Below are 23862 nucleotides of genomic sequence, written 5' to 3'. Positions count from 1 at the left end.
AAATCATACCGCAATAGGTCTGCGGGCCTATTTGGCAAATGGATCAAAACTGTGGCGCGGCGGAGGAGCACTGGGCCCCGTCAGCGAACGGACCGCAAGTAGTGGTGGACTTCCAGACCATCCGGCTGATCTTCGAAACTCTCGAATTCCAGCGGCAGGTCTTCTGCGCCGACTATTTCATAATTGGCTTCGCTGGAAAAGAGCGAGGCCAGAACATGCGCATTGAGCGCGTGCCCGCCCTTGTAGGAGCGGAACTTGCCCCAGATGGCGAGTCCGCCCAGCGACAGGTCACCGATCGCGTCGAGCAGCTTGTGACGAACGAATTCGTCTTCGTAACGCAGGCCACCCGGATTGAGGACGCGGTCCTCGTGCAGGGTGATCGAATTGTCGAGGCTGGAGCCCAGCGCATACCCGGCCTGGCGCAGGATCTTTGCATCGCGAACGAAGCCGAAGGTGCGGGCCTGGGCCACGTCTTCGTAATAGCGGCGCGGCGTCCAATCGAAAATCATGCGCTGACGGCCGATGACCTTGGAGTCGAAGTCGATCTCGAGATCGAGGGCACGGCCATTATAGGGTTCAAGCGCGGCAAAGGCGTCGTTGTTGCGCACGGTAACAGCGCGGACCACCTTGAGGAATTTCTTCTGCGCGGGCTGAATTTCCAGACCCACACGCAGAATCGCAGAGGCAAACGGATGCGCCGAACCATCCATGATCGGGCATTCCGGGCCATCGAGGGTGATGAGGGCATTGTCGACGCCCATGCCCGAGAGGGCCGAAGCGACATGCTCGACCGTCGCCACGCTGATGCTGTCGCCCAGGTCGAGAGTCGTGCACAGGGTCGTGCGCGTCACGCGCGAATGATGAAGCTGCACCGGCTTGGTGAAGTTGCCATTGCCCAGATCGCGCCGGATCATGTAGCCGCTGTCGGGGGCCGCAGGGCCCATCGTCAGGGTCACAGGCTGCGCCCCATGAACGCCATAGCCCGCGAAGCTGACTTCGCCGGCAAGCGTGCGCTGGCGCGTGGATAGTTTGTTCATGCCTGGAATTGCTCCACCGGTGATTTCTCACTCTTGTGAACTGTTAGCCAAAAAAAACTCGGTGCGGAAGCCGCACCGAGTGAGCTTTTGGGTACAATCCACGCCCGATTAGCCGTGCTTGCGCAGGAAGGCCGGAATTTCGAGGTGATCCTTCTGGGCGGGCGCGGCCGGGGCACGACCCTGATTGTCGAGCTGGCCGCGGGCACCCTCGCTGGCCGGAGCCACGCGGGAAGTCCTTGCGCCGCCTGCCTCAATGGCACTGCGGGCAGCGGCATCGTCAGCCATTTCCGACTTCGGTTCGGCACGGGTCTCGGCCTGCTGCTGACCAAGGTTCAGGCCCACATTGGAGGCCAGACGCTTGAACAGCGCACGGGCATTGCGCGGCTCGTCCTGATGACGTTCCTGCGCCTCCTGTGTCCGGCGCGCAACAACCGGAAGCTCCTCGGTGCGAGGCATGCGGCGCTGCCCTTCCGGGCGAGCGGCGTGCGAGGGCACGTAGACGCTGGGAATCGGCTGCTCGTGAGCAACCGGAACGTCTTCGGGCTCGGCCAGTGATTCCGCAGCCGGGACATAGGGCTCGACCAGGATACCGTCGTCTTCGTGGGCATAGGACGGAGCGGTCTGATGCGAGGCGAAGGCTTCAGCCACGGCGGCCTCGACCTGATGCTCGATCTCTTCGACCTCGAATTCGGCAACAGCGGGAGTAGCCACAGCCTGAGGAATTACCGAGCGCTCGGCCGGCACGTGACGCTTGACCGAAAGGGGGGTGCGCGACGCGTTAGGCTTGGGCGGCTCCATGGCCTGGACCATGGTCGCATCAGTGCCGGTGGCCACGACGGACACGCGGATGGTGCCGTTGAGGTTCGGATCGTAGGTGGCGCCGAGAATGATGTTGGCGTCGGCGTCCACTTCCTCGCGGATGCGGCTGGCCGCTTCGTCGACTTCGTAAAGGGTGAGGTCCGGACCGCCGGTAATGGAAATCAGCAGGCCGCGAGCCCCGTGCATCGAGACGTCGTCCAGCAGCGGATTGGCAATGGCGGCTTCGGCGGCGTGACGGGCACGATCCTCGCCCGAAGCTTCGCCGGTACCCATCATCGCCTTGCCCATGCCGCGCATCACAGCGCGCACGTCGGCGAAGTCGAGATTGATCAGGCCTTCCTTGACCATCAGGTCGGTGATGCAGGCGACGCCGGAGAACAGCACCTGGTCGGCCATGGCGAAGGCATCGGCGAAGGTGGTCTTCTCGTTGGCGACGCGGAACAGGTTCTGGTTGGGGATGACGATCAGCGTATCGACATGGCGATGCAGCTCGTCGATGCCGTCCTCAGCCAGACGTGCACGGCGATTGCCTTCGAAATTGAACGGCTTGGTGACCACGCCAACCGTCAGGATGCCCTGCTCGCGCGCCGCGCGGGCGATCACCGGAGCCGCACCGGTACCGGTACCGCCACCCATGCCGGCGGTGATGAATACCATATGCGAGCCGGAGAGGTGATCGTTGATCTCATCCCAGCTTTCTTCCGCTGCCGCACGACCCACTTCCGGGTGCGAACCAGCGCCGAGACCTTCGGTAACGCCGACGCCGAGCTGAATGATGCGCTGCGCCTTGGAAAGCGCCAGGGCCTGCGCGTCGGTATTGGCAACGACGAAGTCGACGCCATCCAGGCCGGACTCGATCATGTTGTTCACGGCGTTGCCGCCGGCGCCACCGGCACCGAACACGGTGATGCGGGGCTTCAGTTCCTGGATGTCTGGAATGGTGAGATTGATGGTCATAGGTGGCCCCATAGTGGCGTGGTTGGTTAAGATTTACCCGCCAATTCGTTAACTCCAGCCTAACAAGTGCATCGATCGCGTTAACTTCCGCGCAAATTGCGACACGGCGGCGTTACGCATTCACGAGGCGTTAACCACGCCAAAACTCCAGGCATGCTGGGACGGATGTGACATCCGGGCCAGGCAGCCCGGACGGCACATCGCGTGATCAGCGACGTTAAATGTGATCATGGCGCTGTTGGAGCAAACTCGCCCATGCGCGCCTGCCTAGAAGCTGGTGCGCAGCCAGTTGCCGACGCGGGCAATATAGCCGTCTGTACCGGTGAGTTTGCGCGAACCGCGGGGCTCGGCATATTCCTGCGAGCAGACCTGCGGATAGACCAGCATGCCGGCCATGGTGGCGAAGGCGGCGCTCTTGGCGATCTCGGGCAGACCGGAAATGCCCATCGGGCGGCCGTTGCGAACATTGCGGGCAAGCGTGCGACGCGCGACTTCCGGCAGGCCGGTCATTTCGCTCGCGCCACCGGTCAAGACGAAACGGCGGCCGCAAACATCCATCATGCCGGTGGCCTGCATGCGGTCGCGGATGGCGGTGAGGATTTCCTCGATGCGCGGGCGCATGATGCGGGTGAGTACGGCGCGCGGGATCTGGCCCGGCGCCTCGTCATGCGATGCGCCAACGGGCTGGATGGCAATCATCTCGCGCTCGTCCGCCTGGCCGGGCAGCACCGAGCCATGGAGGGTCTTCAGGCGCTCGGCATCGGCAACGCTGACGGAAAGCTGGCGGGCAATGTCGAGGGTCAGGTGATGGCCGCCAATGGCGATGGCGTCGGCATAGACCATATGGCCGTCATTGAAGACCGAGACTGTCGTGGTCGCGCCGCCGAAGTCGATACACGCGACGCCGAGCTGGGCTTCGTCGTCGACCAGGGTCGCGAGGCCCGAGGCATAAGGGGTGGCGACCAACGCCTCGATCTGCAGGTGGCAGCGATGCAGCACCAGTTCGAGATTGCGCATGGCCAGCGTCTCGGCCGAAACCACGGCGACATCGACGCCGAGCTTTTCGCCGACCATGCCCTTGGGATCGCGAATGCCCTTCTGACCATCGAGCGCATAGCCGATCGGCAGGGCGTGGATGATGGACCGCTCGGGGCGCACCGAGCGGGCGTTGACCGCCTTGAGGACGCGAGAAATGTCTGCCTTTTCCACTTCCTGGCCGTCAAGCGACACCGCGGCCGAAAAGGTTTCCGAACCCAGCCGGCCGGCCGTGACATTAACCAGCACGGATTCAAGTGTCAGCCCGGCGGCACGCTCGGCCATGCCCACGACATTGCGGATGGCATGCTCGGCTTTTTCGATATCAGTGACGACGCCGCTCTTGACCCCGGAGGACGGGCCGTAGCCAAAGCCGATGACCTCGGCCTGGTGCGTCCGCCCCTTGAGCGCCCTGCCCTCGGGGCGCGGGCTGAGACGCGCGATGACGCAGCAGATCTTGGTGGAGCCGATATCAAGCACTGCCACCAGCGTGGTCTTGCCCGGCTGAACCGGCCGCAGCCGGGAGGTCATCGCATCGGTCATCATGATTCAGAGTCTTCGGTGTCTTCGGCGGGCTTGTTAGGGCGAACGGCAACGATGTTGTCGATCCGAAGATCGATGATGGACACGTCGCGGTCGAGAAGCTGGTAATCGTTCTGATAGGTCACGAGGCGGGTCATGGCCTGGGACACGCCCTGTTCGGGCAGTTGCACCCTGAGGCCGGTGTCGTAGATGAGATCCCAGCGACGGTCGGCGATGCGCGACAGGGCCACGAGCCCTTCCTGCAACAGCGGAAACCCGTTGAGCGCCCGGATCATCACCAGCGCGTCGTCGGCCGCGCCATCGCCGATCACCAGCGGCAATTCCTGATAGGCGCCCTGCGCCTCGCCGATCTGGTCGCCCCGGCCATCGATGAGGAAGGTGATGCCATCCACGGCCCAGCGCGCCACCGGTTCCTTCTCGGTGATCACTACAGCGACGTCGCCCGGATAGGTCTTGCGTACGGTGACGGTTTCCACGGCCGGCAATTCGGCAATGCGCTGCCGGGCCGCTTCCACGTCAAAACCCAGCGTCGAAGTGTGCGGCTGGATGCCCAGCGCATCGAAAATCTGCTGCTCGCTGGTGAGAGTCTGGCCAGAGATGACGATCTCGCCGATGGCGAGGCCCGCCTGCGCGGAATGGCCCTGCGCCAGGCCGACGACCGTGTTGGCCAGCATCCCGATCGGCTCGCGGACCTGATAGAGGGCGACGCAGCCGGCCAGCAGCGCGGCGATCATGACCCCTCGGCGGATCAGCCCGCCATGCAGCACGAAGGCACGGTTGAAGCGGTTGGCGAGTTTCTGACGCGGCGTGCGGGTCGGAACAGGCAGCGCGCGGGGGTCCACCAACCGCGCCCCGGCGAGAAAGGTCTCGCTCTTTACCTGTTGCAACTCGCGTCCTCCACCATCCAGGAGACCAGATCTTCAAAACTGTGGCCCACATGGGCGGCCTGCTCTGGCGCCAGCGAGGTCGGCGTCATGCCTGGCTGGGTATTGATTTCCAGACAGACCAGCTCGCCATCCTCGCCCACCGCGTCATTGTAGCGGAAGTCCGTCCGCGTAATGCCCCGGCAGCCGAGAGCCGCATGCGCAGCCAGGCTAAGCTTTTGCACTTTGTCGTAAATTTTAGGTTTAACCTCGGCTGGGAGGATGTGACGTGATCCACCTGCCGCATACTTGGCTTCGTAGTTGTAGAAGCTGAGATCGGTGACGATCTCGGTGACCGGCAGGGCCACATCGCCCATGACGGCACAGGTCAGCTCGCGGCCCGGAATATAGCGCTCGACCATCAGCTCTTCGCCGCCATTCCACTCCTCGCCGAGGATTTCCTGCGGCGGATGGGACTGACCGGCCTTGACGATGATGACGCCGAAGCTCGAACCATCAGCAATCGGCTTGACCACATAGGGCGGCGGCAGGACATGCGCACGCCCGACCTCGGCCCGGCTGGCGATGACATGGTCGGTCACCGGAATGCCGGCAGCCTTGAGCATGATCTTGGCCTGGTGCTTGTCCATGGCCAGGCCCGAGGCGAGCACGCCCGAATGGGTATAGGGAATGCGCAGGAATTCCAGCACGCCCTGGATGGTGCCGTCCTCGCCATAGCGCCCGTGCAGCGCGTTGAATGCCACATCCGGCGCGACGTCGCGCAGGCGCTCGGCAATATCGTAGCCGACGTCGATTTCGGTCACGCGATAGCCGGCCCGGCGCAGGGCTTCCGCACAACCCTTGCCGGTGCTGAGCGAGACCGGTCGCTCATTGGAGAGCCCACCCATGAGGACGGCGACGTGCTTGGTCATTTGCCGCCCTCGCCGATCAGGGCTTCCAGCTCGCCCGGCAGGGCGGCGGCCCATTGGGTGATGTTGCCGGCGCCGAGGCAAACGACATAGTCGCCTTCGCCCACGCGTGAGGCGAGCAGCGGCGCGAGCGCTTCTGGGCGGTCGATGACCCGGGCGTCGCGGTGACCGCGGGCGCGGATGCGGTTGACCAGTTCCTCGTGCGTCACCCCGGGCAGCGGCTGCTCGCCGGCGGCATAGATGGGCGCGACGATGACGGTGTCGGCATCGTTGAAGCAGGCGGCGAAATCGTCGAACAGGTCGTGGACGCGGCTATAGCGGTGCGGTTGCACCACGGCGACCACGTCGCGCTTGGCCGACTGGCGTGCGGCCTTGAGCACGGCGGCGATTTCCACCGGATGGTGGCCATAGTCGTCGATTACAGTGACACCGGCGACTTCGCCGGTCTTGGTGAAGCGGCGCTTGACCCCGGTAAAGCCACGCAGCCCCTTGCGAATGGCTTCGGCGGGCACGTGCAATTGGTCGGCCACCGCGATGGCGGCCAAGGCATTGAGCGCATTGTGAATGCCGGGCATCGGCAGTTCGAGCCCGTCGATCCGGAGCTGCGTCTGGCGGATACGGTCGCGGATCTCGACCGAGAAATGCTGCACGCCGCCGCGATTTTCGAGCTCCACGAGGCGCACATCGGCCTGCGGATTACGGCCATAGGTGATGACGCGGCGATCGCGGATGTCACCCACCAGCGACTGCACGACGGGATGATCGAGGCACATCACCGCAAAGCCGTAGAAGGGCACGTTTTCGACGAACTGGTGGAAGGCCTTCTTTACCCCTTCGAAATCGCCATAGTGGTCGAGATGCTCGGGGTCGATATTGGTGATTACGGCCACATCGGCCGGGAGCTTGACGAAGGTGCCGTCGCTCTCATCGGCCTCCACCACCATCCACTCGCCGCCACCCAGGCGCGCATTGGTGCCATAGGCATTGATGATGCCGCCATTGATGACGGTGGGGTCGAGATTACCCGCATCGAGCAGCGTCGCGACAAGCGTCGTCGTCGTGGTCTTGCCATGCGTGCCGCCAATGGCGATGGCGGTCTTGAAGCGCATGATCTCGGCCAGCATTTCGGCGCGGCGGACCACCGGCAGGGCGCGGGCCCGCGCCGCCATCAGCTCCGGATTGTCCTTCTTGATGGCCGAGGAGACGACGACCACTTCGGCCTTGCCGAGATTATCGCCGCTCTGGCCGATCTCGACGGTGATGCCCATGTCGCGCAGGCGCTGCACATTGGGATTGAGCGCCGCGTCGGACCCCTGCACCACATAACCCTGGTTGTGCAGGATTTCGGCAATGCCGCTCATGCCGATGCCGCCAATGCCGATGAAATGGACCGGCCCGATATTGCGGGGCATCTTCATGGTCTGGAACTCCCTTGGATCTGGGTATGCTTGCCGGCCAGCATTTCAGCCAGGTCCGCCAGCTTTTCGACGGCCCGGGGCTGGCCCAGCGTCTGAGCGGCAGCGGCGGCGTTGATGAGCTGGGCCGGATCGGTCAACAGCTCGTGAAGTCGAGTGGCAAGCGATTGCGGTGAAAGCGTGGCCTGCTCGGCCACCCAGCCGCCGCCGCCCTCCTGCATGAAGAGGCCGTTATACTTCTGGTCGCTGTCGATCGAACCCGGCAGCGGCACCAGAATGGCGGGCCGGCCGATGACGCACAGTTCGGCCACGGTCGAGGCCCCTGCCCGGCAGATCACCAGATGCGCGTCGGCAATCCGCTCGGGCAGATCGGGAATGAAGGCCGCCAACTCGACGCTGGTGCGCGACTGGCGATAGCTCTCGGTCACCCGGTCGATATCCTCGCGCCGCGCCTGCTGCACGATCTGCAGGCGGCTGCGCAATCCATCGGGAAGCAGCGCAATGGCCGCCGGCACGATATCGGACAGCGCCCGTGCACCCTGGCTGCCGCCGGTCACGACGAGCCGGAGCGGCCCGTTGGCTTCGAGCGCCGGATAGGGCTTGCCGACGAGTGGGCGCACGCGATCGCGGACCGGATTGCCGGTGAGCACCTTTTCGAGGTGCCGCTGGTCGGCGAAGCGGGTTTCGGGAAAGCTCATCGCCAGGATATCGGCGAAGCGGGCCAGCGCCCGGTTGGCCCGGCCCATGACCGCATTCTGCTCGTGCAGGATACCGGGTATGCCGAGCAGGTTGGCCGCGATGAACGGCGGAAATGTCGGATAGCCGCCAAAGCCCACGACCGCATCGGGCCGCACCTTGCGCAGCTTGCGCCAGGCCGTGTGGATGCCACGGAGAATGGTGACACCAGCGCCCGCCATCTTGAGCGGATTGGCGCCTGTAGGCGTGGCGGCGGGAATGATGTGGATCTGACGGGCCGGAAACTCGGCGCCGTAGTGCTCCACGCGATGGTCGGTCATCAGTTCGACCGCATGGCCGCGCCGGATCAGTTCCTGCGCCAGCGCCATGGCCGGAAACAGGTGACCGCCGGTGCCGCCAGCAATAAGGACGAAGGTTTTCATTCGGCGGGGGCTACCACGGCACTGCGGTAGGTGGGAAGCCCGGTGACCATGCGTTCCTCCGGCTTGACCCGGGTCAGCGCCAGCATCAGGCCCATGCCGAAGGCCACGGCGATCATGGACGTGCCGCCATAGGAAACGAAAGGCAGCGTCATGCCCTTGGCGGGCATCAGATTGAGGTTCACCGCCAGGTTGATGCCCGACTGCATGGCGAACTGCACGGCAATGGTCGAGGCGGCGAGGCGCGCGAACAGGCTCGACTGCCGCTGGGCGGCGAGCAGCGCGCGAATGGCGATGAAGCCGATGAGGCAGACCAGGCCCATGCAGAACAGAATGCCGAATTCACCGGCGGCAGCCGAGAACACGAAGTCGGCATGGGCGTCGGGAATAAGCTTGTTGGCGACCGCTTCACCCGGGCCGCGACCGAACCAGCCGCCTTCCATGAGCGACTGAAGCGCCCGGTCGATCTGGTAGGAATTGCCGTCTTCCGGATTGATGAAGGAGTCGATGCGGTCGGCAAAGTGCGGGAACATCGTATAGGCGCCGACCAGGAGCCCGCCGGCCGCGCCGCCAAGGCCAATGATGATCCACCAGGAAATGCCCGAAAAGAACAGCAGTACCGCCCAGGTGGCCATGACCAGAGCCGTCTGCCCGAGGTCCGGCTGCAACAGCAGCGCCCCCACGATGGTCAGCATCAGCAGCGTCGCCAGGGTACGGCCCGGCACATTGCGGTGGATCATGAACTCCGAAAAGAGCCACGCGCCGATGACGGCGAAGGCCGGCTTGACGAACTCGGTGGGCTGCACGGATTGACCGAAGATGGAAATCCAGCGCCGCGCGCCCTTGATCTCGCTGCCGAAATGCAGTGTCGCCCAGAGCAGGATCGTCATGACGACGAGCGCCGCCAGGGCGACAAAGCGCACCTGACGGTGGCTCAAAAGCGACGTCACCAGCATGACGGGCACGGCCAGGAGGCAGAACATGGCGTGCCTGAGCACGAAGTACCATTCGTCGAGGCCAATGCGTTCGGCCACGGCCGGGCTGGCACCGAAACTGAGCACCATGCCGCAGGTCAGCAGCATGATGAGCGCTACCAGCAGTTCGCGGTCGATCGACCACCACCACTCGGCCAGCGGGGTTTTTTCGGCGCGGGAAAACATCATGGGAGGCAGACCAGGTACGCGGGACGAAACAGACCGCGATACTAGCGCCGCTTTGGTTACCGATTTGCCAAGGCGATTGCGTTTTGCGAATCCGGCGCAAACGAAGGGCCCCGGCTCATTGCCGGGGCCCCTCTCCTGCGTCACAGGTTATGCACAGAAACGCACCAATAGCCTGGAAGTTTCAGGCCGCTGCTTACTGCAGGATGGCGATGTCGGTGATGGTGCCTTCAACGCCTTCGATCGTGCCCCAGGCTTCCGCGGCGCCGGTTTCGAGATCGACAGTATGGAGCGTGTTGTCGACCACAAGATAGGCCGTGTTGGTCAGGTCCTCGGTCGCGGCGATGTCAAAGGCATAGGTCGAGCCATCCACGCCCAGCTTGCCGATAGCCTTGAGCGTGCCGTCATTGGGCGAAACCTGCTGGATCAGGCCGGCAATGGTGGCGTCGATATCGTACATGGCCGTCGCTTCAGGCTTGCCGATCGAGTTGATGTAGGCGGCCGCAACAATGGCGGGGGTCTCGCCTTCGTGCATGTCGCCGGCTTCGAAGGCCAGCGAACCATCGACCGTGACGGCGCCGTCATCGACATTCACGCGGTGATTGGTGCCATCAGTGCCCATCAGGCGCAGGCGGTCGGCCATCGGGTTGAAATCGACGATTGCGCCTTCGTAGCTGGGGAGCTTTTCCGACAGCGTAGACTTGACCGTGGCTTCGCCGGTGGCCGTATCGATGGTCACGACTTCACCGGCCAGGGTCACGCCATAGAGCCACTTGTCGGCGGGGCGGACGTCGATGCCGGCTATGCCCTCGACGCCGGTGATTTCCATACTGCCGGTGACGGCGCGGGTTTCGGTGTCGAAGGTCACAAGGGTATTGCCGTCGACCAGCCCGACCGCGGATGCGGCATGGGCGGCGGTGGCGAAAGCGGTGGTGCTGGCAAGGGCGGCGGCAAGTAGCGCGATACGGGCGGTAGCAGTCACGGAAAGTCTCCTCGTTGTCAGCCGCTTTTCGTGGCGGCCGGGGATGGCTGTGGGACGAACGCTATCGTCACGCGCAGCTACGAGAAGAATTTCCGTTTAGTTTCAGGACCCGGCGGTCACCGGGTCGTGATCACCCCTAGCGCAGCTTGAGGCTGGAAAGGCCGATCAGCGCCAACACGAAGGAGATGATCCAGAAGCGGATCACCACCTGGCTTTCCGTCCACCCAAGATGCTCGAAATGGTGGTGGATGGGCGCCATGCGGAACACCCGTTTGCCGGTAAGTCGGAACGAGGTGACCTGCACGATGACCGAGACGGTTTCGAGCACGAAGAGACCGCCGATAATGGCCAGGACGATTTCATGCTTGGTCGCCACGGCAATCGTGCCCAGCGCGCCGCCCAGGGCCAGCGAGCCCGTATCGCCCATGAAAATCTGCGCCGGGGGCGCGTTGAACCAGAGGAAGCCCAGGCCGGCGCCGATCAACGCGCCGCAGACCACGGCAAGCTCGGCCGTGCCCGGAACGTTGTTGAGCAGCAGGTAGTCGGCATAGTTCTGCGAGCCGACGAGATACGCGATGAGGCCGAAACAGGCTGCAGCCACCATGACCGGCACAATGGCAAGGCCATCGAGACCGTCGGTGAGGTTCACGGAATTGCCGGCCGCGACGACCACGAAGCCGCCGAACAAGATGTAGAAATACCCCAGGTTGATCGCCAGGTCCTTGACGAAGGGGAATTGCAGCGAGGTGCCGTAGGAGCCGGCGGCCAATTGCGAAATGAAGAAGGCAGCCATACAGCCGATCAGGGTTTCGAGAATGAGCCGCTGCTTGGAGCCGAAGCCAGCATGGCTCATGCGCTTGACCTTGAGATAGTCGTCGTAAAAGCCGATGGCGCCGAAGCCGACGGTGACGAACAGCACCACCCAGACATAGCCGTTGGTGAGGTTCGACCAGAGCAGCGTCGAAATGACGGCGCCCGAGAGGATCATCAGACCGCCCATGGTGGGCGTGCCTTTCTTGGTCAGCAGGTGCCCCGCCGGACCATCCTCACGGATCGGCTGGCCGCGGCCCTGCTTGACACGCAGCAGCGCGATCATGCCGGGGCCGAACAGGAACACGAAGAACAGCGCCGTGACCACCGCACCGGCAGTACGGAAAGTGATGTAGCGGAAGACGTTGAAGGCGGCGAGTTGCTCGCCGAGCTGGCCGAGGAAATAGAGCATTCTGGATGGCTACTCTTGTGCTGTGTCAGCTCTGCGAGAAACGCGACTTGATTTCGGAGACGATGCGGGAAAGCCCGACGCCGTTGGACCCTTTGACCATAATTGCGTCGCCATAGGCAAGGTCGGCCATGACGCCGTCCAAGGCTTCCGCAACGCTTGGGGAATGGCTGGCCACGAGACCCGGCGGCAAGGCTTCCGCGAGCGCTGCCATATGGCTGCCGACGAGATGGACACGCTCGGCGCCGCTCGACCGGACCGCGTCGGCGAGGCTGGCATGAAGACTATCTGCGGCGGCACCGAGTTCGAGCATGTCGCCGAGGATGACGATCTTGCGGCCATCTGGAGCCGCAATGGTGCCGAACACGTCGAGCGCCGCGCCCATGGAAGCGGTGTTGGCATTGTAGCTTTCGTCGATCAGCAGCAGCGGCTTCTCCGCCGGCCCGAGGGCCAGGCGCTGTCCGCGCCCCGGCTGCGCGCCGAACCCGGCAAGCGCCCGCAGGGCAACGCCGGGTTCGATGCCGGCCACATGCGCCACGGCCAGCGCCGCGGTGGCATTGGACAGCATATGCCGGCCGCTGACGCCCAGCGCCAGCGCATGTTGCTCGTCGCCATGCACGATGGTGGCAAAGCTCCGGTCGGCGGCCGTTTCGGCGGCGGTGATCTGCCAGTCGACGCCGCGGGCAAAGCCGTAGGTCACGACATTGGCGATGCCGGCAGCGGCAGCCGCGTCAAGGAGGATGTTGATCTGCGCGTGGTCCCCGTTGAGGACGACGGTACCCCCTGGCTCAACGCCGTCGAAGATTTCCGCCTTGGCGCGGGCGATATTTTCGAGGCTGCCGAGATTTTCGAGATGCGCCGGGGCGATCGTGGTGATGACGGCGACATGCGGGCGCACGAGCTGGCTCAGCGGCCGGATTTCGTCTGGCGCGCTCATGCCCATTTCGAAGACGCCGAACTGCGCCGTCTCGGGCAGTCGCGCCAGCATCAGCGGCACGCCCCAGTGATTGTTGAAGCTTCTTATCGAGGCATGGGTTTCCCCCGCTGCCTCGAAGACCAGGCGCAGCGCTTCCTTGGTCGTGGTCTTGCCAACGCTGCCGGTGACACCGACCACAAAGGCCCGGCTGCGCTGGCGCGCCGCAATGGCCAGATCGCGCAGCCCCCCCAATGCGTCCTCTACGACGATACGACCTTCGCCCTCGCCCCGGCTCACCAGGGCGGCAACGGCGCCATTGGCAAGGGCAGTGTCGACGAAATCATGCCCATCGAAGCGATCGCCCTTGATGGCGACAAACAACGCGTCGGGACCCAATTCGCGGCTGTCGATGGAGATCGAATTGATCTCGCTCGCCGAGACATTGGCGGCCTTTGCACCGGTCGCAGCCAGAACCGCGTCCAGAGTGAAGAGAGGTGGAGTCATGGTCTTGCTGGTCTCTTCGCTCGCTTGGGACGCCTGAATGAATCAAGCAGATACTGCCACTTTGTGCCTCTCTCAAGGCATCAGCGACAAGCTCAAGGGGACAATCGGGACAGGATGTCCTGGCGCGCCGTCGCGAGGGCCGTCATGTCGCCCGCATCAACCAGCCAGACGCCGTGCTTTCTGGCGTCGGCTATGATCTCGGCATTGTCGCGGATCGAGCGGGTGACGAAGCGGTCGATCAGGCGGCGCATCCTCGTATCGCGCGCCTCGTAATCGCTTTCGCGGCGAATGCGGTCGACCAGGAAATCGGCATTGGCACAGAGACAAAGCGTGACGAGATGATCGCCCGCCAACCCCGCGAGGCTCTCGGGCCGCAGCGCCGTGCCCTCCAGCACGAAACCCTGCCCGCCGGCCCGCTGCCGCTCTATCTCCAGCGCCAGCATCGGCCACATATTGGTGTGGTGCACGCGCAGGAACCAGTAGATCGTTTCGTCCGAAAGCGTCTCGTAGAATTCGGCCACCGGCTCGGGCACGCCGAGCCAGGGACGGCCCGGATGCCGGGCCATCTGGTCGGTCGAGCCAACCGCAGCACCCGTCGCCGTGCCGATGTCGGCCGCGAGGGTCGACTTGCCGCAATGCGACGTGCCGCCGATGAGGACGCCCTTCAAGGCTCAGCCTTTGACCGCCGCCTCGACCACTTCATGGTCGGAGAAATGCGACTTGGTGGTGCCGATGATCTGGTAGGTTTCGTGGCCCTTGCCGGCAACCAGCAGCACGTCGCCGGGCTTGAGCGCCTTGACCGCCGATTCGATGGCCGTCTTGCGGTCGGCGATCTCGCTGGCGCCCTTGGCTCCAGCCAGCACTTCGGCGCGAATGGCAGCAGCGTCCTCGGTGCGCGGATTATCGTCGGTGACGATGACCACGTCGGCCAGTTCGCTGGCGATTTCGCCCATTTGCGGGCGCTTGCCCTTGTCGCGGTCGCCGCCGCAGCCAAAAACCACATGCAGCTTGTTCTTGGCATAGGGCCGAAGCGTCTGCAGCGCGACGCGCAGGGCCTCCGGCTTGTGCGAATAGTCGACGAAAATGGCCGCGCCATTGTGCTCGGCCACGAGTTCGAGCCGCCCGCGTGCGCCCACCAGTTCCGGCAGGGCGCCGAAGGCGTCGGCCTTGTCGACACCGGCCGACATGGCCAGGGCCGCCGCGATCAGCGCATTTGAGACCTGGAATTCGCCCGGAATCCGAAGATGGAAGCTGACCTTTTCGCCGATATGGCGCACCTCGACGCGCTGCCCATAGCCCTCCGGCTCGATCGACAGGATTTCGATATAGGCGCCTTCCCGGCCCACCGTCAGCAGCGTGGCACTGGCCGACAGGGCCGCGAACATGAACTGCTCATGCTCGGGATCATCGACATTGACGATGGCCGCGCCGCCATCCACCAGCAGGTCGGTGAATAGCCGCAACTTGGCGTTGCGGTACTCGTCCATATCCTTGTGATAGTCGAGATGGTCGCGGCTGAGATTGGTGAAGGCCACGGCCTCGAAATGCACGCCATCGAGCCGGTGCTGGTCGAGCCCATGGCTGGAGGCTTCCAGCGCCACATGGTCGACACCCTGCGCCTTGAGCGCCCGCATGGCCTGGTGCAGCGTGCGCGAATCCGGGGTGGTCAGCGCACCCTCGATGGTGCGCTTGGAGGTTTCAATGCCTAGCGTACCGATGCTGGCGCCAGGCACGCCGGCATGATCCCAGATCTGGCGCACGAAGGAGGCGACAGAGGTCTTGCCATTGGTGCCGGTGACGGCGACGAGGATTTCCGGCTGCGGCTCGAACACGCGGCTGGCAGCGCGTGCATAGGCCGCGCGGGCATCCTTGACGATGATCACCGGGACGCCCGGATCGCCCGGCGGAGCGTGATCGGTCACTACGGCCAGTGCACCGCGATCCACCGCATCCTTGATGAACTGGTTGCCATGCACCTTGGCGCCCGGCAACGCGAAGAAGATGTCGCCCGGCTCGATCCTGCGGCTGTCGGAGTTCAGCCCGAAAACGGCGCCAAGCCCCTTCTTGGGGCGGGCTCCGGAGCCTTCGAGCAGTTGGGTAACGCTGATGGACACCATCAATATCCTTCTGGAAATATCCGCCTGACTTCTGGCGGCACGATCTGCTGATCGAGCATTTCGGTAAAGTCTGGCGCTACCCCGAGCATGGGCGCGACACGTTGCACAATGCGGCCGGTCATCGTGCCGGCGTTCCAGCCTGCAGTGGTGCCGGACTGTGGATTTTCGGCCTTGGGCTCGTCCACCATGATCACCATGGCATAGCGCGGATTGTCGAGGGGGAAGGCCGAGGCGAAGAAGTTCGTCACCTTGTTGGACGAGTAACGACCATCGACCACCTTTTCCGCCGTACCGGTCTTGCCACCGACGCGATAGCCCTGGGCGGCGCGGTTCATCTGCGAGCCCGAGCCACCCGTGGAGATGGCGTTGAGGCGCATGAGGTAACGCATATAGGCGCTGGTCTCTTCGGAGATGACGCGTTCGTAGAGGGGTTCGGCCTCGGCAATGCTGCGCTTGTAAAGCGTGGGCGAGATATAGTTGCCGCCATTCACGAAGGCCGCATAGGCGGTCAGCATGTGCAGCGGCGAAACGGAGAGGCCATGGCCGAACGACGCCGTCGCCGCCCCAACCTCGGACAAGGTGTTGGGCACGGTAGGGACGCGCATTTCCGGCAGCTCGAAGTCCACGCGCTGGTCGAACTTCATGCGGGACAGGAACTCGCGGAAGTTGTCCTTGCCCATGGCCTGCATGATGCGGATCGTGCCGATGTTCGACGAGTATTTGTAGACTTCCGGCAAGGTCAGGATGCGGTTCTTGCCGTGGAAGTCGCCGATCGTGTAGCGCCCGAAACGCACGCCGTAGCGGGCGTCGAACTCGTCAGTGATCCGCACCGCGCCGGCGTCGAGCGAGCCGGCGAGCGTGACGGTCTTGAAGATCGAACCGGGCTCGAAAATGCCCGAAGTGATGCGGTTGAACGTATCCTTGACCAGGGCCGAGGCCGGCTCGTTCGGATTGAAATCCGGGACAGAGGCGAGCGCGATGATCTCGCCGGTATTGATGTCCATCATGACACCCGCGGCCGCGATGGCCTGGTAGCGGGTCATAGCGTCGAGAACTTCCTGGTGCATCACATGCTGCACGCGCATGTCGACGCTGAGTTCGACCGGCGTCAGCGCATTGCCGCGCGCCAGACCCAACTCCTGCAGCAGCGCAATGGATTCGCTGTCCATGTGGCGTTCGATGCCGGCAATGCCCTGGTTGTCGACATTGGTCGAGCCCAGGATATGGGCGGCTTCGTTCATGCCCGGATAGAAGCGCTTGGACTCGGTGATGAAGTCGATGCCGGGAATGCCCAGCCGCATGATCGCGTCCTGAATGGCAGGCGTCAATTCGCGCTTCACCCAGACAAAGCCCTGGTCGCCGGTCAGGCGATTGCGCAGCCAGGTCTCATCGAGATCGGGCAGCACCGAGCGCAGCGCGACCACGGCCTCCTCGACATCGATGATGCGGCGCGGTTCGGCAAACAGCGACGGCACGCGGATATCCACGGCCATCTCCAGCCCGTTCCGATCCATGATCGGGGGCCGCGTGGCGGTGATGACGTCGCGGGCCTGCCCCTCGATTGTCGTATCCGTCTCGATCATGCCCAGTTGCACCAGGCGACCGGAAACCAGGCCCAGGCCCATGACAACGGCCAGGATCATCCAGCGGATGCGTGCCTGGGTGAGGTTGCCGCGCTGCTTGCGGGTACCCTCGAGCGCAATGGTTGGGACAAACCTGTCGCCGATAACAGCCATTACTCGATCCCTTCCGCCTGCAGGATGGCATCGATGGGGTCGATGCCCTCGGCAATGGCCGCAAACAGCGCATCCATGGCCGCAGTATCCGGCGCCGCCGGGCGCATGGGTAGCGCGGCAAAGGAACCGAACTGTTCCTGCTGCACTGGCCCGATCGCCAGCACATCGGCATGGCGGGTGATGATGGGGTCGATATGGCCCGGCTGATTGAGCACCGCCCAATCGGCTTTCAGCAGGGACAATTCGCCCTCCTGCTCGGAAATATGGGCAGCGATCGCCGTCCGTTCGGACGCCGTGCCCTCGATGGAGAATTTCAGCCCGTAGACGCCGGCCAGCATCGCCACCGACGTGCAGAGCAGGAAGATGTTGATGTTGCGGATCATGCGACGCCTCCGATACGGGGCACGCCGAGACCCGAATAGTCGACGGGACGTGCTGCATCGGCGGTTCTGATGCCGCTGCGCAGCACAGCCGAGCGGGCGCGGGAATTTCGCGCCAACTCCGCCGCACCGGACTTGATCGCCTTGCCCGCCCTGCGCCAGCGCAGCGGGGCCGCTTCGACCTGCGGCAGATGACGCGATGCGGCCGGGCCGCCCTTGTCCGGATCGAAGAAGCGCTTGACGATGCGGTCCTCGAGCGAATGGAAGCTGACCACGGCCAGCCTGCCGCCTTCGCTCAGCAGCCGCTCGGCCGCGAACAGGCCCTCGACCAACTGGTCGAATTCGGCGTTGACGGCAATGCGCAGCGCCTGAAAGGACCGGGTCGCCGGATGCGCGTCGCCCGCCTTGCGGCCGATCGCCTTCTCGATGATGCGCGCCAGTTCAAACGTCGTGGCGATTGGCGCAGTCTCGCGCGCCGCCACGATGAACTGGGCAATGCGACGCGACTTGCGCTCTTCGCCATAGGCATAAAGCAGGTTGGCCAGATCCTCGACATCGAGCGAATTGACCAGGTCGGCGGCGCTGGTGCCCGCGCGGCTCATCCGCATGTCGAGCGGCCCGTCTCGCATGAAGGAAAAGCCGCGATCTGCCTGGTCGAGCTGCATCGACGAGACACCGATATCGAGCACCACCGCGTCGATGGGGCCGAGATCGGCCGCGAGGCTGTCGAGCTGGGAGAAGGTGCCGGCCACAAAGGTGAAGCGATCCGGATAGTCGCTCTTGAGCGCATCGACATGGGGCGCCACGGAGGGGTCGCGGTCAATGCCGACGACCTGGGCACCCGCGGCGAGCAGGGCGCGCGAATATCCCCCTGCCCCGAAGGTGCCGTCGACAACGCGACAGCCCGCCACCGGCGACAGCGCCGTCAGCACTTCCTCCAGCAGCACGGGCACATGCGGACCGCCTGGCACATCGGTTTCGGGCAGGGAAGGCTTGCCCATATCCGCTACTACTCCACTCCGGCCAGCACGAGCCGGTTGCTTAAACTGGTGGCCGATCTTGCATAGCGACGTTTAAGATTCTGTTTCCCATGGCACTGTCGCAATCCGCATCGCTTGGGACGGGAAAACCCTGCGGATTAATCTATGCGTATTGCCCTCGGGCGAGGAACCGTCCATGAAGGCTGCAGTCGCCTGGAAAACGCATGCCAATAACAAGTAAAACATTCGTTCGGGCCACCGCCCTCCTCCTGCTCGTCGGCTTGCTGGCGCTACTCGGCATTGTCGGCACCAATGTGTGGCTGGTCGAGCGCTCGCAGGGCTATTTCGAGGAAGTCATTCAGGGCCGTATTGCCCGTCGCGCCGCCATCGATGTGCGCACCTCGATGCAGGACATCGAATCCAGCCAGCGCGGCTTCCTCCTGACGCAGAACGAGAACTATCTCGGGCCCTACAACGCCGCCCTCCCCGTCATTGAGGATCAGCTCACGGCTCTTGCCAATGTGCTGGCGCCATTCCCCGAGGCTGCGCCCTATATCGAAACCCTGCGCGCCAATGTCGACGCCAAGCTCGATGAAATGGCCGAGACCATCGAACTGGTCCGCCAGGGCAACATTGCGGCGGCTGTGGAGATCGTCGAGACCGACCGGGGCAAGGCCCGGATGGATGAGATCCGCAGCTTCATCGACAGCTTCATCGACGCAGTCGACCAGCGCCTGACCGAGGGCGTCGCCAACCAGCGCGCAACCAACGACCTGTTGCGCCTGGTCTCCATCTTCGGCGGCATTGTCATCCTGGCCGTGGTTGGAGGCGCGATCTGGGCCGTGCTCAGCTATACCCAGGAACTGGCGCGGGCCCGCAGGCAGGTCGAGGAAGCCAATACCGGGCTCGAGGAGCGCGTGCGCGAGCGCACCGGCGACCTGCGCAAGGCCAACGAGGAAATCCAGCGCTTCGCCTATATCGTGACGCATGATCTACGCGCGCCGCTGGTCAATATCATGGGCTTCACGGCCGAACTGGAAACCAGCGTCGGCGAGGTAAAGACCTACCTCGAATCCCGTCCCGTTGCCGAGGACGATCCCGTGGCCAAGGAAGCGCGGATCGCAGCAACCGAGGATCTGCCCGAAGCGGTCGGCTTCATTCGCGCCGCCACACGCAAGATGGACGGGCTGATCAACGCCATCCTCAAGATTTCACGCGAGGGCCGCCGTCAGCTCCGTCCGGAGCCCGTGGAACTGACGGAGATCGTCGACGCTACCGCAGCCTCGGTGCATCATCAGATCGCCGAGAGCCAGGGCGAGATCACCACCGACATCCGCGTCGGCAAGCTCATCACCGACAAGCTCTCGCTCGAGCAGGTCCTCGGCAACATGCTTGACAATGCCATCAAGTACCAGCAGCCGGGGCGCCCGCTGCGGATCAACATCCGGGCCCGCCACGTGCCGGGCAACCGCGTGGTCATCGAGGTCGAGGACAATGGCCGCGGCATCGCCGAAACCGACCATGAACGCGTCTTTGAGCTGTTCCGCCGCTCGGGTGCCCAGAACAGTCCGGGCGAAGGCATCGGCCTCGCCCATGTCCGCACCATGGTCCGCAGCCTGGGTGGAGATGTCACGCTGACATCGAGCCTGGGCGAAGGTACTACATTCATCATCGATCTGCCGCGCGACTCGCGTGGCTATCTGGGGAGTTTCGCGTGAACAATGCACGGCCCGTGACCATCATCATGGTCGAAGACGATGAGGGGCATGCCCGCCTCATCGAGAAGAACATTCGCCGCGCTGGTGTGGCCAACGAGATCGTGCCCTTCACCAACGGCACCGATGCACTGGCCTACCTGCTCGGCGACGATGGCACCGGCCTCGTCAACAAGGGCCGCCAGCTCCTGGTGTTGCTCGACCTCAACCTGCCTGACATGACCGGCATCGACATCCTCGAAAAGGTCAAGGGCAACGAGCATACCCGCCGCTCCCCCGTGGTGGTGCTGACCACGACCGACGACCAGCGCGAAATCCAGCGCTGCTACGATCTCGGCGCCAACGTCTATATCACCAAGCCAGTCGACTACGACGGATTTGCCAACGCCATCAAGCAGTTGGGCCTGTTCTTCTCGGTCATGCAGATCCCAGAGGCCGAATAATAGTTCCGATGCCCAGCCGCACGCCGCATGTACTTTATATCGATGACGATCCGGGCCTGACACGCCTGGTCGAAAAGGCCATGCACCGTCGCGGTTACGACTTCAGCCACGCCCATACGGGCGAAGATGGACTCGCCATCATCCGCAATGGCGGCATCGACGTGGTCGCGCTCGACCACAACCTGCCCACCGGCACCGGTCTCGATGTGCTGGCCGGCATGGAGGACATGGACGGCACGGAGAACCGGCCGGCTGTGGTCTACGTGACGGCATCGGCGGAAATGTCGATTGCGGTCAACGCGCTCAAGTCGGGCGCCACCGACTTCGTGCCCAAGACCGGCTCCGAAGAATTTATGGCGCTGCTGATTGCCGCCATCGACCATGCCATCGAGCACGTGCGCCTGCTCCGTGCGAAGGCGCGTGCCGAACGCGAAATGCAGGAAGCACGCGAACGCGCTGAAATGCTGCTGGGCGAGGTCAATCACCGTGTCGGCAATTCCCTGGCCATGGTCGCCGCCCTGGTGGGCCTCCAGGCCAATGCCGTCGAGGACGTCGAGGCGCGCCGCGCCCTTGCCGAGACGCAGGTGCGCATCCAGGCGATCGCCGGCGTGCATCGCCATCTCTACACGTCCGACGATGTGCGCATCGTCCAGGTCGGCGACTACCTCAACAGCCTTGTGGGCGAGCTTGAGAACACGCTGCAGGCCGAAGGCCTGACGGCCAGCATTCGCGTCGAGGTCGAAGGCTTCCCCCTGCCGACAGAAAAAGTGGCGTCGCTTGGCGTCATCGTCACCGAGCTCGTCACCAACGCCCTCAAATATGCCTATGCCGATGGCGAGCCAGGAGAAGTGCGCGTGCATATGCGGCGCATCGACAAGGAAGTCCTGCTGGTCGTCGAGGATGATGGCATAGGCTGGACTGGTACGGGCAAGCCGCAGGGCACAGGCCTCGGCAGCCGCATCGTGCGCGCCATGGCCACGAGCCTCAATGCCAATGTCGCCTATGGCGAGGGGCCGGGTACGCGCGTACTGGTCACCTTCCCCAGCGAAGTCTGATCAGATCAACGGAACGCTTGTCCCACTGGCAAAGCCTCAGTCTCCAGGCTAGTGCGGCTGCCGAAGGCGTGCGCAATCCGAGGGCCACACCTAACGTTACGGACCCGCCCTGCCCCGATCATTGCGGCGTCGCAGCACGGATTTCTGCATTCCACCGTCGCCCGGAACGTGCCGTTCTTCAGGAGATATGGGCACCGGATTTTCACCAAACGGATCCTCGGTGCGCTGATGTTCATGCGCCGCCAGTTGCAGGGCCTCGTCCTCGTCCTCTGTAACCAGGGCGGCCGCCTTGACCGGTGCTATGTCAAATTCCTCAGCCAGGAAATGGACTTCATCCTGCTTGTCGCTTGGGCTTTGCATATCGCCTCCTAAATCGCGGTGGTGAAGAGCCAGCCGATCAGCACGAGTGCTGCGGCCAAGATCACCAGAAGGGGAATGTAAACAATGGGACCAAGCATGGGATTGTTTTCAGTAATCCCGTCAGGCCGCCGTTCCTCGACACTTTTTTCCATGGGGTCACACCTTGCGCATAGTCAACCAGCAAGGGTTGGCAGGCGCCGAGGTTGCAGACAGCGGAAAAAGTGATGGGCAAAAAACGGCCGGGACTTCCCGGCCGCTGTTTGCTCTTGTTCAAGCGCCGCGCAGGCGCCCTTCCCCGTGTTTTTCACGCGGACGGAATTCGGCGGCGTCGAACGCCCGATCCCCCTGGGCGTCGCGGACCCGGGTCGCGAGGCCGAGGCGCCCGAGAAGATCGATGAACGGCACCGGCGGCAATTCCTCGATATTGGACATGCGATGGCAGTCCCACTCGCCCCGGGCGATCAGGATGGCGGCAGCGATTGCGGGCACGCCTGCCGTATAGGAAATCGCCTGGCTGTTGGTCTCGGCGAAAGCCTCTTCATGGTCGGCGATGTTGTAGACCAGCAGCTCGGTCGCAACGCCGTTGCGCTCACCCTTGATGAGATCGCCGATAAAGGTCTTGCCCGTGTAATCGGGCGCCAGCGACATCGGATCGGGCAGCACCGCCTTGACCACCTTCAACGGCACGACCTCGACGCCCTCCGCTGTGGTCACCGGCTTTTCCGAAAGCAGGCCGAGATTGTTGAGCACGGTGAAGACGTTGATGTAGTGCTCGCCGAAACCCATCCAGAAGCGGATATCGGGCACATCGAGGTTGGCCGAGAGCGAATGCACCTCGTCATGGCCCGTAAGGTAGGTCGTGTGCGTGCCGACCACCGGCAGGTCGTCGGTGCGCTGCACCTCGAACATGCGGTTGGCCATCCACTGGCTCTGCTGCCAGCTCCAGACCGTGCCGGTGAACTCCCGAAAATTGATCTCGGGATCGAAATTGGTCGCAAAGTATCGCCCGTGGCCGCCGGCATTGACGTCGATGATGTCGATGCTGTCGATCCGGTCGAACCAGGCATTGGCGGCCAGCGCCGCATAGGCATTGACGACGCCGGGATCGAAACCGGCGCCGAGGATGGCGGTGACGCCCTTGCGCTCGCATTCCTCGCGGTGCTTCCACTCGTAATTGCCATACCAGGGCGGCTGCTCGCACACCTTGGACGGATCCTCGTGGATCGCTGTGTCGATATAGGCGGCGCCGGTATCGAGACAGGCGCGCAGCACGCTCATGTTGAGAAAGGCCGACCCGGCATTGAGCACGATCTGGCTGCGCGTGCGGCGGATCAGGGCTTTGGTCGCCTCGACGTCCATGGCATCCAGTGCATGAGCCGCCAGCACGCCGGGGCGTTTGAGTGCCTTTCTGTCCAGAATGCCGGCAACCAGCGCCTCGCATTTGGCCATCGTGCGCGAGGCGATGTTGATGTCCCCGAGCACGTCGTTGTGCATGGCTGCCTTATAGGCAGCGACCTGCGCGACACCTCCGGCGCCGATGATGAGAATGTTCTTTTTCAATTGGCACGAAACACCTTTTTCA

Annotated in this window: 22 protein-coding genes; 3 read left to right on the top strand and 19 right to left on the bottom strand. The window is 63.8% G+C overall.

Going from position 1 to position 23862, the window contains the following annotated elements:
* Positions 1-80: 80 nt before the first annotated feature.
* The 16 genes from lpxC to rsmH all read right to left on the bottom strand — a co-directional run bounded on the left by lpxC (position 81) and on the right by rsmH (position 18728).
* On the bottom strand, positions 81-1037 hold the full coding sequence (gene lpxC, locus JEQ47_RS03440; RefSeq protein ID WP_198874987.1) for a UDP-3-O-acyl-N-acetylglucosamine deacetylase: 957 nt from the start codon (positions 1035-1037) through the stop codon (positions 81-83).
* 108 nt (positions 1038-1145) lie between these two features.
* Positions 1146-2813: a cell division protein FtsZ gene (gene ftsZ / locus JEQ47_RS03435; RefSeq protein WP_198874986.1), complete on the bottom strand. Its 1668-nt coding sequence runs from the start codon at positions 2811-2813 to the stop codon at positions 1146-1148.
* A gap of 267 nt (positions 2814-3080) precedes the next feature.
* On the bottom strand, positions 3081-4394 hold the full coding sequence (ftsA, locus tag JEQ47_RS03430) for a cell division protein FtsA (protein WP_198874985.1): 1314 nt from the start codon (positions 4392-4394) through the stop codon (positions 3081-3083).
* Positions 4391-5278 carry a cell division protein FtsQ/DivIB gene (locus JEQ47_RS03425; RefSeq protein ID WP_198874984.1) on the bottom strand — a complete coding sequence of 296 codons (888 nt, stop codon included), beginning with the start codon at positions 5276-5278 and terminating at the stop codon, positions 4391-4393. Before JEQ47_RS03425 ends, ftsA begins: the two co-directional genes overlap by 4 nt.
* Positions 5266-6186: a D-alanine--D-alanine ligase gene (locus JEQ47_RS03420; RefSeq protein ID WP_198874983.1), complete on the bottom strand. Its 921-nt coding sequence runs from the start codon at positions 6184-6186 to the stop codon at positions 5266-5268. Before JEQ47_RS03420 ends, JEQ47_RS03425 begins: the two co-directional genes overlap by 13 nt.
* On the bottom strand, positions 6183-7601 hold the full coding sequence (murC, locus tag JEQ47_RS03415; RefSeq protein ID WP_198874982.1) for a UDP-N-acetylmuramate--L-alanine ligase: 1419 nt from the start codon (positions 7599-7601) through the stop codon (positions 6183-6185). Before murC ends, JEQ47_RS03420 begins: the two co-directional genes overlap by 4 nt.
* On the bottom strand, positions 7598-8716 hold the full coding sequence (murG, locus tag JEQ47_RS03410) for an undecaprenyldiphospho-muramoylpentapeptide beta-N-acetylglucosaminyltransferase (protein ID WP_198874981.1): 1119 nt from the start codon (positions 8714-8716) through the stop codon (positions 7598-7600). The genes murC and murG overlap by 4 nt, the downstream gene beginning before the upstream one ends.
* Positions 8713-9876 carry an FtsW/RodA/SpoVE family cell cycle protein gene (locus JEQ47_RS03405; protein WP_328768066.1) on the bottom strand — a complete coding sequence of 388 codons (1164 nt, stop codon included), beginning with the start codon at positions 9874-9876 and terminating at the stop codon, positions 8713-8715. The genes murG and JEQ47_RS03405 overlap by 4 nt, the downstream gene beginning before the upstream one ends.
* A 193-nt stretch (positions 9877-10069) precedes the next feature.
* Entirely contained in the window at positions 10070-10855 is a 786-nt protein-coding gene (locus tag JEQ47_RS03400; protein ID WP_328768064.1) for a DUF4394 domain-containing protein, read from the bottom strand.
* Between the two features lie 136 nt (positions 10856-10991).
* Positions 10992-12077 (bottom strand): phospho-N-acetylmuramoyl-pentapeptide-transferase, encoded by a 1086-nt coding sequence (gene mraY / locus JEQ47_RS03395; RefSeq protein WP_198874980.1) that lies wholly within the window; start codon positions 12075-12077, stop codon positions 10992-10994.
* Positions 12078-12102: 25 nt separating this feature from the next.
* Positions 12103-13494: a UDP-N-acetylmuramoyl-tripeptide--D-alanyl-D-alanine ligase gene (locus JEQ47_RS03390; protein ID WP_198874979.1), complete on the bottom strand. Its 1392-nt coding sequence runs from the start codon at positions 13492-13494 to the stop codon at positions 12103-12105.
* Positions 13495-13586: 92 nt separating this feature from the next.
* On the bottom strand, positions 13587-14162 hold the full coding sequence (locus JEQ47_RS03385; RefSeq protein WP_198874978.1) for a P-loop NTPase family protein: 576 nt from the start codon (positions 14160-14162) through the stop codon (positions 13587-13589).
* 3 nt (positions 14163-14165) lie between these two features.
* Positions 14166-15608, bottom strand: coding sequence for a UDP-N-acetylmuramoyl-L-alanyl-D-glutamate--2,6-diaminopimelate ligase (locus JEQ47_RS03380; protein ID WP_328768061.1), 1443 nt, complete (start codon positions 15606-15608; stop codon positions 14166-14168).
* Positions 15609-15610: 2 nt separating this feature from the next.
* Positions 15611-17347 (bottom strand): peptidoglycan D,D-transpeptidase FtsI family protein, encoded by a 1737-nt coding sequence (locus tag JEQ47_RS03375; protein ID WP_198874976.1) that lies wholly within the window; start codon positions 17345-17347, stop codon positions 15611-15613.
* Positions 17347-17730 (bottom strand): cell division protein FtsL, encoded by a 384-nt coding sequence (gene ftsL, locus JEQ47_RS03370; protein ID WP_198874975.1) that lies wholly within the window; start codon positions 17728-17730, stop codon positions 17347-17349. The genes JEQ47_RS03375 and ftsL overlap by 1 nt, the downstream gene beginning before the upstream one ends.
* Positions 17727-18728: a 16S rRNA (cytosine(1402)-N(4))-methyltransferase RsmH gene (gene rsmH, locus JEQ47_RS03365; protein ID WP_198874974.1), complete on the bottom strand. Its 1002-nt coding sequence runs from the start codon at positions 18726-18728 to the stop codon at positions 17727-17729. The genes ftsL and rsmH overlap by 4 nt, the downstream gene beginning before the upstream one ends.
* A 203-nt stretch (positions 18729-18931) precedes the next feature.
* On the opposite strand from rsmH, the gene JEQ47_RS03360 reads away from it, so the two are divergent.
* The 3 genes from JEQ47_RS03360 to JEQ47_RS03350 are packed head-to-tail and all read left to right on the top strand — an operon-like array spanning position 18932 to position 21920.
* Positions 18932-20425 (top strand): sensor histidine kinase, encoded by a 1494-nt coding sequence (locus tag JEQ47_RS03360; protein ID WP_198874973.1) that lies wholly within the window; start codon positions 18932-18934, stop codon positions 20423-20425.
* A gap of 26 nt (positions 20426-20451) precedes the next feature.
* On the top strand, positions 20452-20865 hold the full coding sequence (locus JEQ47_RS03355; protein WP_198875710.1) for a response regulator: 414 nt from the start codon (positions 20452-20454) through the stop codon (positions 20863-20865).
* 8 nt (positions 20866-20873) lie between these two features.
* Entirely contained in the window at positions 20874-21920 is a 1047-nt protein-coding gene (locus JEQ47_RS03350; protein WP_198874972.1) for a histidine kinase dimerization/phosphoacceptor domain -containing protein, read from the top strand.
* A 96-nt stretch (positions 21921-22016) separates the two neighbouring features.
* On the opposite strand, the gene JEQ47_RS03345 is transcribed toward JEQ47_RS03350, so the two are convergent.
* The 3 genes from JEQ47_RS03345 to JEQ47_RS03335 all read right to left on the bottom strand — a co-directional run bounded on the left by JEQ47_RS03345 (position 22017) and on the right by JEQ47_RS03335 (position 23840).
* Complete coding sequence (locus JEQ47_RS03345) at positions 22017-22280, bottom strand: hypothetical protein (RefSeq protein ID WP_198874971.1); 264 nt, start codon at positions 22278-22280, stop codon at positions 22017-22019.
* An 8-nt stretch (positions 22281-22288) separates the two neighbouring features.
* Complete coding sequence (locus JEQ47_RS03340) at positions 22289-22432, bottom strand: hypothetical protein (RefSeq protein ID WP_198874970.1); 144 nt, start codon at positions 22430-22432, stop codon at positions 22289-22291.
* 118 nt (positions 22433-22550) lie between these two features.
* A complete protein-coding gene (locus JEQ47_RS03335) occupies positions 22551-23840 on the bottom strand; it encodes a saccharopine dehydrogenase family protein (RefSeq protein ID WP_198874969.1) in 1290 nt (429 codons plus the stop codon).
* Positions 23841-23862 lie beyond the last annotated feature (22 nt).

The organism is Devosia sediminis (genome assembly GCF_016411825.1).
Taxonomy (GTDB): Bacteria; Pseudomonadota; Alphaproteobacteria; order Rhizobiales; family Devosiaceae; genus Devosia; species Devosia sediminis.
The sequence above is the reverse complement of the archived record's forward strand: the minus strand, read 5'-3'. Positions and strand labels throughout refer to the sequence as shown.

Coding starts and splice junctions, on each gene's coding strand:
- rsmH (WP_198874974.1), bottom strand. CDS start 18,728: ATGGGCAAGCCTTCCCTGCCCGAAACCGATGTGCCAGGCGGTCCGCAT.
- murG (WP_198874981.1), bottom strand. CDS start 8,716: ATGAAAACCTTCGTCCTTATTGCTGGCGGCACCGGCGGTCACCTGTTT.
- ftsL (WP_198874975.1), bottom strand. CDS start 17,730: ATGATCCGCAACATCAACATCTTCCTGCTCTGCACGTCGGTGGCGATG.
- JEQ47_RS03340 (WP_198874970.1), bottom strand. CDS start 22,432: ATGGAAAAAAGTGTCGAGGAACGGCGGCCTGACGGGATTACTGAAAAC.
- lpxC (WP_198874987.1), bottom strand. CDS start 1,037: ATGAACAAACTATCCACGCGCCAGCGCACGCTTGCCGGCGAAGTCAGC.
- JEQ47_RS03350 (WP_198874972.1), top strand. CDS start 20,874: ATGCCCAGCCGCACGCCGCATGTACTTTATATCGATGACGATCCGGGC.
- JEQ47_RS03360 (WP_198874973.1), top strand. CDS start 18,932: ATGCCAATAACAAGTAAAACATTCGTTCGGGCCACCGCCCTCCTCCTG.
- JEQ47_RS03390 (WP_198874979.1), bottom strand. CDS start 13,494: ATGACTCCACCTCTCTTCACTCTGGACGCGGTTCTGGCTGCGACCGGT.
- ftsZ (WP_198874986.1), bottom strand. CDS start 2,813: ATGACCATCAATCTCACCATTCCAGACATCCAGGAACTGAAGCCCCGC.
- mraY (WP_198874980.1), bottom strand. CDS start 12,077: ATGCTCTATTTCCTCGGCCAGCTCGGCGAGCAACTCGCCGCCTTCAAC.
- ftsA (WP_198874985.1), bottom strand. CDS start 4,394: ATGATGACCGATGCGATGACCTCCCGGCTGCGGCCGGTTCAGCCGGGC.
- JEQ47_RS03420 (WP_198874983.1), bottom strand. CDS start 6,186: ATGACCAAGCACGTCGCCGTCCTCATGGGTGGGCTCTCCAATGAGCGA.
- JEQ47_RS03375 (WP_198874976.1), bottom strand. CDS start 17,347: ATGGCTGTTATCGGCGACAGGTTTGTCCCAACCATTGCGCTCGAGGGT.
- JEQ47_RS03355 (WP_198875710.1), top strand. CDS start 20,452: ATGGTCGAAGACGATGAGGGGCATGCCCGCCTCATCGAGAAGAACATT.
- JEQ47_RS03345 (WP_198874971.1), bottom strand. CDS start 22,280: ATGCAAAGCCCAAGCGACAAGCAGGATGAAGTCCATTTCCTGGCTGAG.
- JEQ47_RS03405 (WP_328768066.1), bottom strand. CDS start 9,876: ATGATGTTTTCCCGCGCCGAAAAAACCCCGCTGGCCGAGTGGTGGTGG.
- murC (WP_198874982.1), bottom strand. CDS start 7,601: ATGAAGATGCCCCGCAATATCGGGCCGGTCCATTTCATCGGCATTGGC.